Raw genomic sequence first — 7,873 nt, 5'->3', positions numbered from 1 at the left:
AAGTTCTCAGCAAATATCCCTTGAACAGAGGTCTTCATCTAAATCAACAACGAGTTAAAATGAAAACCTCAAGGTAGACCAAAAACTACATGTCAGCTTCCCCCGGCGGGGCCGGGCGCGTTCAACAGTCGTTTACACGAATCAGTTTCGCATAACATACTGTAGATTCGCTATACGTACCAGCCGATACCCCCATGAAGCGTGGCTTGCACGGCGTTCTGCATTTTAAAGGCTATATCTTCTGATTCGCATTTTGTGATTTGTATATTTTTCGGTCAAGCAACCCGTGTGATGACAAATTGCTTTATTTTCATTTAAAACAACAAATTAACCATTCAGTTGATTTTCTACATATACGAACTAACTTTTACTGTATAAAAATACAGTATCAGGCAAAACTTATATGAGATTACAAGAACGCTTTCAAATTGCCATTCGCTCTGCCGGTTACTCTCTGTCTACCGAGCGCAGCTACTGGGATTGGATTAAACGCTTTATCAAATTTCATAAAATGCGCCACCCCGATTTACTGACTGGTGATGATGTCCGTGATTTTCTCACTCATCTGGTAATGAAAAAACACGTTGCTGTCAGTACTCAGCAGCAGGCATTGAGTGCCCTGGTCTTTTTGTACAAGCAAGTGCTCGGGCGCGACAGTTTAACGATCAATGACTGGCTAAAAGCAAAACGACCAAAAAAACTTCCTGTTGTGTTGTCGGTTGCTGAAGCCAACTCTGTCTTGTCTTATCTCAAAGGCACACCATTATTAGTCGCCCAATTAATGTATGGTGCCGGTCTTCGACTGAAGGAAGCTCTGCGTCTCAGAGTTCAGGATGTTGATTTTGGGCGTATGGAAATTACCGTTCGTCATGGCAAGGGTGGTAAAGACAGAATGACTCTGTTGCCCAAAGCGTCTGTTGAAGCATTACGAACTCAGATCGAATCATCCAGGCTGCTTCACCAAAAAGCGCTTGAAGACGGTGCCTGCTTTGTTCATCTCCCCCATGCCTTGGCTAGAAAATACCCCAACGCTGGAAAAGAACTGGCATGGCAGTATATTTTTGCCAGTACTCAGTTGAGTAAAGATCCAAGAACCGGCAACGTAGGCCGCCATCACATCAATGAGAGGGGGATTCAGTCCGCCGTAAAACACGCTGTCAGGCAGGCAGGCGTTAACAAAAATGCCAGCTGCCACACTTTTCGGCATAGTTTTGCGACACATCTGCTGGAGAGCGGATACGATATCAGAACCGTTCAAGAGTTGCTGGGTCATGCCAATGTCAATACAACAATGATTTACACCCATGTACTCAATCGGGGTGGTAAAGCGGTTTTAAGCCCTGTTGATCGCTGATAAAAAATGAGGGCCAGATCAACACCCGAAAGCTTAAATCAAAAAATGATAAAACAGCTTCCTGAACCGCACTCACGCTACCGCCCCTCTATTCCATTTCCTTGAGTATTAAGGCAGTTTTTTATTAAACGACGGTTTATGTATATCTGTATAGGTCTAAAATAGTACCATCGAACTGGTTCCCGAGGTATTCTTTTTAATACTCCCAACATCATCTAACCCCAGTCGTCCAATAATTTCCACCTGAAGGTCATCAGGGTTCTCCTGAAACGACAATATTGTTAATGACCGGTATTTCGCGATGCGCCTATATCGGGGAAAGCAGAGGTCAGAGCTGGGGTGAAACCAGCAGTACGAGTTCCACCTTTAAGCTCACCGCCTGCTGGCTTCTGGCTTCTGGCTTCTGGCTTCTGGCTTCTGGCTTCTGGCTGCTGGCTGCTGGCTGCTGGCCGCAAAAGCACAAGCGGCCTGCCTTTTCGGGTGGCGGGAAGCGGGCAACGCTTACTGAAATGGCGAAGTTATTAAATGACAGTTCCTAAAAGGAGCGGAAAAACAGGGCACCAGCGGTGACACCGAATACAATGACCAGTTATCAGACGGTCATTAAACGACGAACGGCGGCTTCATCCATGGCATCGCCGGTTCCTGCCAGGGCAACCTCGCCCCGGTCCAACACCGCAAAGGCATCCGCCAGGTCACGGGCAAACTCAAAGAACTGCTCAACCAGCAGAATGGCCATCTCACCCCGGTCACGGAGCAGACCAATAACCGACTGAATATCCTTGATAATAGACGGTTGAATGCCCTCCGTTGGCTCATCCAGAATCAACAGCTCTGGCCGGGTTACCAGTGCCCGGGCAATGGCCAGCTGCTGTTGCTGACCGCCGGACAAATCACCTCCCCGACGATGGCGCATCTGTTGCAACACGGGAAAGAGATCAAAGATTTCCGGATCAATCCGCCGCTTTGCCCGGGGCAGACAGGCAAAACCAGTTTCCAGGTTTTCCTGCACCGTCAGTAAAGGAAAAATCTGCCGCCCCTGGGGAACATAGGCGATACCGTTCCGTGCCCTTGTGTGAGCAGGGTTGCTGGCAATATCCCTGCCCTGCCACAGGATCCTGCCAGAGGCGTGTGTTACCCGACCAGCGACAGCATTCATCAGGGTGGTTTTGCCAACACCATTGCGCCCCATAACGCTGGTCACCTGTCCCTTGCGCGCGGCAATGGTGACCGACTTCAGGGCCTGACTGGCACCGTAAAACACATCAATGCCCTGTACTTCCAGCATCCCATTGTTCCTCCTATCTACCCAGGTAAACGTCGATGACTTTTTGATTCTGCTGAACATGGTCCAATGAACCGGACGCCAGCACACTGCCTTCATGCAGTACCACCACCGGGCACTCCAGCGCCCGGATAAATGCCATATCATGTTCAACCACCACCACACTGCGCTCTCTGGCCAGATCTCTTAACAGATCCGCCGTTCTGAAGGTCTCTTCGTCGGTCATTCCCGCCGCCGGTTCATCCACCAGCAATAACTCCGCTTCCTGCAACAGCAGCATGCCAATCTCCAGCCACTGTTTCTGACCATGGGATAATGAGGCCCCTGACCACTCTTTCCGGTCTGACAACCGGATCAGTGCCATCACTTCATCGATCCTTCTGGCACCTTTTACGCTGAGCGCACCGAACATGGCAGTAAAAGGCGTTCGACGTCCGGTCAGGGCCAGCTCCAGGTTTTCCCAAACCGTCAGGCTTTCAATCACGGAGGGCTTCTGAAACTTCCGGCCAATCCCCATATTGGCGACGTCGGTTTCATCGTATCGGGTCAGGTCCACGTTGCCGCGAAAAAACACCTCACCGGAGTCAGGCCGGGTTTTACCGGTCACCACATCCATCATGGTGCTCTTACCCGCACCATTAGGGCCGATAATCGCACTCAGCTCTTTTTCCCGCACCATAAAGGAGAGTTCATTCAATGCCCGGAAGCCATCGAAACTGACCGTGACATTGTTGAGATAGAGCAAGGTGTTATTGGGTATATGTTTATCAACCATGATCCACTAACTCCGTTTTCCGGTTGTTCCGCTGATCCCTGTGCTCATTGATAACCCCCACTATCTGTTGATAAAGCCCTACCAGACCTTTAGGCAGCCAAAGTGTGGTAATAACGAACAGGGCACCCAGGGCAAACAGCCAGGCATCGGGCATAACGCCGGTAAACCAGGTTTTCCCGTAGTTCACAACCACGGCACCAATCACTGCACCATAGAGTGTTCCACGACCGCCGACGGCTACCCAGACCACCAGCTCAATAGAGTTGATGGGCGAAAACTCCCCCGGATTAATAATGCCGACCTGGGGAACATAAAGCGCACCGGCAATACCGGCGAGCACCGCTGACAGGGTAAAGGCCACCAGTTTGTAATGTTCAACCCGGTAGCCCATAAAACGTACGCGGCTCTCGGCATCCCGCACCGCCATCAGCACCCGGCCATAACGGCTGCTCACCAGCCAGCGACACACCAGATAACCCAGCACCAGTGCCAGCGCAGAGGCCATAAGCAGGACCACACGGGTACGGTCACTTTGCAGGCTGAAACCCAACAGGTCCTTAAAGTCAGTGAGGCCATTATTACCGCCAAAGCCAAAGTCATTCTGGAAGAACAATAGCATCAGGGCATACGTCAGTGCCTGAGTAATGATGGAAAGATAAACACCGGTCACCCGGGAACGGAAGGCCAGCCAGCCAAAAAGGAACGCCAGCAGACCGGGCACCAGGGCTACCATCACCAGGGCAACAGCGAAAGAGTCAAACCCATACCAGTACCAGGGCAGCTCCTGCCAGTTCAGAAACACCATAAAGTCCGGCAGCTCCGGGTTGCCATAAACACCACGGTCACCAATCTGACGCATCAGGTACATGCCCATGGCATAACCGCCCAGGGCAAAAAATGCCCCATGGCCCAGGCTGAGAATCCCGCAGTATCCCCAGACCAGATCCAGTGCCAGGGCCAGCAACCCATAACAGAGATACTTACCCAGCAGAGTAACGGTATAGTTGCTGACGTGCAGGGGAGAGCCTTCCGGCATCAATGTATTGAGCAACACCACCACAACCGTGATTGCCATCACTGACGACAGAAGAAGTTTGCCAGCGCGATCTTCAAGCAACAGCCGGGTCAGAAAACCCTGTTGGAATCCTTTCGTCATGCCTTAACCCTCAACTGCCCGCCCCTTGAGCGCAAACAGCCCCCGGGGTCGCTTCTGGATAAACAGAATGATGAATACCAATACCAGAATTTTGGCAACCACTGCCCCGACCCAGGGCTCCAGAAACTTATTCACCACGCCCAGCCCCATGGCGGCCACCAGTGTGCCCCACAGGTTTCCTACACCACCAAACACCACCACCATAAAGGAATCGATAATGTAATTCTGACCGAGGTTTGGCCCCACGTTGGTCAACTGCGACAGGGCGACGCCCGCCACACCGGCAATACCAGAGCCCAGGCCAAAGGTCAGGGCATCCACCCTGCCGGTAGGAATACCCATGGAACTGGCCATGGCGCGGTTCTGGGTCACTGCGCGAATATTCAGCCCAAAGCGGGTGTAACGCATCACCAGCAGCAGAACCATAAAGACCAGAAGACTGAAGCCAACAATGTATAAACGGTTCCAGGTGAGCGACAGTGCCTCATTAATTACCCACGAGCCACTCATCCAGCCCGGTGTGGCCACTTCCTGATTCAATGGTGAAAAAATGGTTCTAACGGCCTGCTGAAGAATCAGGCTGATACCAAAGGTCGCCAGCAGAGTCTCCAGTGGCCGACCATAGAGATGGCGGATAACCAGCCGCTCAATAAGGACACCGGCAGCACCGGCAACCAGAAAGGCCAGGGGAATCGCGATAAACAGCGACTGATCAATAAGTTCCGGAAATACAGACTGAATGACGAACGTCGTATAAGCACCGAGCATCATCATCTCCCCATGGGCCATATTAATCACGCCCATCACCCCGAAAGTAATCGCCAGCCCGATAGCCGACAGCAACAGCACGGAGCCAAGACTCAGGCCAAAGAAGATATTTTCAGCCACGGTATAGTACTGCTGTCGCTGGTCTATTTCGGCCAGCGCCGTTGTGATGGTTTGTGCCAGCGCAGTATTTTCAGTGGTGGTTAATGTGTCCGCCAGTACGGAACGAATAAAGGGGTTATCAGAACCGGTGAGTACCTCAACCGCCTCTATTTGTTCACTGATCGAACCCTGCTGAAAGAGATTCAGGGCCAGAGCCATATCCAGGGCATTGATAACTGCCTGATTCTCTTCGCTGGCCCTCATATTTCTGAGGGTACTCAGCGTTTTGCTATCCAGCGTTTTCAGAGAAGCGTATATAGCGTTTATGCGAGTTTTCGGGTCACTGTCTTTCAAGTCCCAGGTTGCCAGTGCCGTTTTAATGATCGAGCGGAGTTGATTATTAATTCTTACTTTTTTCAGCGCTCTTTTCTTCACCGTGCCAAGCTCTGAAACTGTGTCTTTTGACTCCCCTTCGGTAAAGAAAGGATCAAAAATTCGATACTGTTTATCCGGCGTTTTTTCGGCGAACACCAGTCGCTTATGCTGCTTCTCAACAAACAGTTTGCCATTGAGCCAATGTTCCAGAATCTGTTGGCAGGAATCGCTGCCTTCTTCCGCCAGGGACGTAATCACAGCTTCCAGTTGTCCCCAGGAGCTTTTACTTAATAATGGTTTAAGGTCTTCGGGCGACACCGCCAACACCGGCCGCGATAAAATCAGCAGCAGGAGCAGGAGAAAGCGGGCTGGCAGATTGTGAACAACCCGCCGGAGGTTCTGATTCATAATACATCCTTATATGCACATTCCTCCCTGGCGGGAGGAGGGCACGATTGTTGTCATCTTTATAAATCAGTAGTTCTGGCCGGAGCAGACGCCGGTTTCCAGGTTATAGTTACCGCATTTCACCGGTGCCGACCAGTCAGCAACAATTTTGGAGCTTTCAGGCAAGAAGTCAGTCCAGGCATCACCCATCACACCACCTTTGGTCTCCCAGACAATCTCAAACTGACCATCATCCTGAATCTCACCAATCAATACCGGCTTGGTCAGGTGGTGGTTGGTATTCATCACCGCTGTGCCACCGGTCAGGTTAGGAACGGTAATGCCATACATCGCAGAACGCACTGAATCAACGTCGGTGGTACCGGCCTTCTCAACCGCCTCAACCCACATGTTGAAGCCGATGTAAGTGGCTTCCATCGGGTCATTGGCAACACGCTCTTCATCCTTGATAAAAGACTGCCATGTTTCAATAAATTCATCATTGGTGTCACTTTCAGCACTCATAAAATAGTTCCATGCCGCCAGGTGGCCTACCAGTGGCCCGGTATCAATGCCGGAAAGTTCTTCTTCACCCACCGAGAAGGCAATTACCGGAATCTCTTCAGCAGAGACCCCCTGGTTACCCAGTTCCTTGTAGAATGGGACATTGGCATCGCCATTGATGGTGGAAATCACTGCGGTCTTTTTACCGGTATTACCAAACTTCTTGATATCAGAAACAATGGTCTGCCAGTCTGAGTGACCGAACGGCGTATAATTGATCATGATGTCAGCATCTTTGATGCCTTTGCTTTTCAGATAGGATTCCAGAATCTTATTGGTGGTTCTTGGATACACGTAGTCGGTACCGGCCAGAACAAAACGGGTTACCGCGCCACCCTCATCGCTCATCAGGTAATCCACCGCCGGAATGGCCTGCTGATTGGGTGCCGCGCCGGTATAAAACACATTTTTCGAGGACTCTTCCCCTTCATACTGAACCGGGTAGAACATCAGGCCATTCAGTTCTTCCACCACCGGCAGTACCGATTTGCGGGATACGGAAGTCCAGCCGCCAAAAATAACATCGACGTCTTCTTTAACCAGCAGCTCCCTGGCTTTCTCGGCAAACAGCGGCCAGTCCGAGGCCGGATCAACGACCACTGCCTCCAGCTTCTTGCCAAGCACTCCGCCATTTTTATTCTGCTCTTCCACCATCATCAGAACGGTATCTTTCAGCGTGGTTTCACTGATGGCCATGGTGCCGGAAAGGGAGTGAAGCACCCCAACCTTAATGGTGTCTGCAGCCTGAGCCATCACTGACAATGACAGTGCGGCGGTAGCCACCGATGCAGTTAAAAAATTTCTGGATAGTTTGCTTAACCGGTTGTTCATAGCTTCCCCGCTATCTATTGTTCGCTGTTCGTTTCCTGAACAGGGGATAGCAAGAGGTGTGCCATGGTCAGTTTCGGTGCTTGCACAATGGGAAAGCCTCCCGGGAAAGAGAGCCTCCGCCCTGAATTTTCCAGACTCGCAGGCATTTGCCGGAAACAACGGGGTCACGCCATATTTTGGCACACCTTGCAGGCACATTAACTGATACCGCACCAAATCAAGGCATTCCATAATGACTATATGGTCAGGTATTATGTCGGCGACAAGTGACGTATTCAG

At 51.0% G+C, this 7,873-nt stretch carries 7 protein-coding genes; 2 read left to right on the top strand and 5 right to left on the bottom strand.

Annotated elements, in window-relative coordinates; all coding sequences use genetic code 11:
• Positions 1-403: 403 nt before the first annotated feature.
• Both J7439_RS21595 and J7439_RS21590 read left to right on the top strand, forming a co-directional pair.
• The gene (locus J7439_RS21595) at positions 404-1,354 is read left to right on the top strand and encodes an integron integrase (RefSeq protein ID WP_209204062.1); all 951 of its coding nucleotides are present in this window, start codon (positions 404-406) and stop codon (positions 1,352-1,354) included.
• Between the two features lie 284 nt (positions 1,355-1,638).
• Positions 1,639-1,893 carry a hypothetical protein gene (locus J7439_RS21590; protein ID WP_209204061.1) on the top strand — a complete coding sequence of 85 codons (255 nt, stop codon included), beginning with the start codon at positions 1,639-1,641 and terminating at the stop codon, positions 1,891-1,893.
• A 53-nt stretch (positions 1,894-1,946) separates the two neighbouring features.
• On the opposite strand, the gene urtE is transcribed toward J7439_RS21590, so the two are convergent.
• From urtE to urtA, 5 genes are all read right to left on the bottom strand, one after another.
• Positions 1,947-2,642 carry an urea ABC transporter ATP-binding subunit UrtE gene (gene urtE, locus J7439_RS21585; RefSeq protein ID WP_209204060.1) on the bottom strand — a complete coding sequence of 232 codons (696 nt, stop codon included), beginning with the start codon at positions 2,640-2,642 and terminating at the stop codon, positions 1,947-1,949.
• A gap of 13 nt (positions 2,643-2,655) precedes the next feature.
• The gene (gene urtD / locus J7439_RS21580; RefSeq protein ID WP_209204059.1) at positions 2,656-3,414 is read right to left on the bottom strand and encodes an urea ABC transporter ATP-binding protein UrtD; all 759 of its coding nucleotides are present in this window, start codon (positions 3,412-3,414) and stop codon (positions 2,656-2,658) included.
• A complete protein-coding gene (gene urtC, locus J7439_RS21575; protein ID WP_502950438.1) occupies positions 3,407-4,489 on the bottom strand; it encodes an urea ABC transporter permease subunit UrtC in 1,083 nt (360 codons plus the stop codon). The genes urtD and urtC overlap by 8 nt, the downstream gene beginning before the upstream one ends.
• A gap of 84 nt (positions 4,490-4,573) precedes the next feature.
• The gene (urtB, locus tag J7439_RS21570) at positions 4,574-6,220 is read right to left on the bottom strand and encodes an urea ABC transporter permease subunit UrtB (RefSeq protein WP_209204057.1); all 1,647 of its coding nucleotides are present in this window, start codon (positions 6,218-6,220) and stop codon (positions 4,574-4,576) included.
• 66 nt (positions 6,221-6,286) lie between these two features.
• Positions 6,287-7,594 (bottom strand): urea ABC transporter substrate-binding protein, encoded by a 1,308-nt coding sequence (gene urtA, locus J7439_RS21565; protein ID WP_209204065.1) that lies wholly within the window; start codon positions 7,592-7,594, stop codon positions 6,287-6,289.
• Positions 7,595-7,873: the final 279 nt, after the last annotated feature.

Source organism: Salinisphaera sp. G21_0 (genome assembly GCF_017744115.1).
In the GTDB taxonomy this organism is placed as follows: domain Bacteria; phylum Pseudomonadota; class Gammaproteobacteria; order Pseudomonadales; family Endozoicomonadaceae; genus Endozoicomonas.
Note: the sequence above shows the minus strand (reverse complement) of the source record. Positions and strands in the feature narration are given on the sequence as shown.